At 55.0% G+C, this 711-nt stretch carries 2 protein-coding genes; both read right to left on the reverse strand.

Annotation, left to right across the window (positions count from 1 at the left end):
* Window positions 1–59 precede the first annotated feature (59 nt).
* Entirely contained in the window at window positions 60–293 is a 234-nt protein-coding gene (locus VBE63_RS30905) for a hypothetical protein (RefSeq protein WP_323686765.1), read from the reverse strand.
* A gap of 11 nt (window positions 294–304) precedes the next feature.
* A complete protein-coding gene (locus VBE63_RS30910; RefSeq protein WP_323686766.1) occupies window positions 305–538 on the reverse strand; it encodes a hypothetical protein in 234 nt (77 codons plus the stop codon).
* Between the last annotated feature and the right edge of the window lie 173 nt (window positions 539–711).

Below are 711 nucleotides of genomic sequence, written 5' to 3' on the forward strand. Positions count from 1 at the left end.
TTCTTTTTCGATCAATTTGAAAAGCTGGTCATCAAGGTTAAAGCTGGCATCAATCAGACTCATAGCGCGTCACTCACCGTATCTGACCAGGCCGTCTGCTCGCGAGCCATGCGCTCCGGGTGCGCATATTTATTGAGACTTCCGCGCAGACGCTTGTGGGGCTTGGTGAGGGAGGCTGATTCGCGGGCGGTGGTCCGGATGATGACCTCGACCTCCTTCCCCCAGAAGGCTTCAGGCACTTGCAGATGAAGTTCGCCGTGGGTGACCCGTTCAATCGTGCGGATGGCTTCCATGGGTGATGTACTCACTGTGAGCAAGGGTTTTGCTGAGCCTGAATGGCGTTCCAGTCCAGATCAATCGGTGAGACGATATCCTTTTCAAAGGTCACGCTACCTTTGAGCGGATTAGTCATGCTGGCATTCTTAGATGGGGATGCGAGCGCTTCAAGTGCAAGTTGTTCCAGAACAACCTGGGCCAAGCGAATTTTTTCCGCATGCGTCAGCGAATTCACTGAAGGAATCAGTTGGTCGATGGTCATGGCCTGGGCTCCGTTGGGGTTGCCGATGCAGTGGGGAAGAGTTGCTGCATCAGCCCTTTCTTGTGGGTCTTGAGGGCGTCGAGTTTGTCCACCTGGGCCGCGATCAGGGTTGGCGCTGTTCCCTGAGCGCCATCGCTTGTTGACTCATCGATTCGATGGACGCGGCTTCGCAT

Source organism: Lamprobacter sp. (genome assembly GCF_034860625.1).
In the GTDB taxonomy this organism is placed as follows: domain Bacteria; phylum Pseudomonadota; class Gammaproteobacteria; order Chromatiales; family Chromatiaceae; genus Lamprobacter.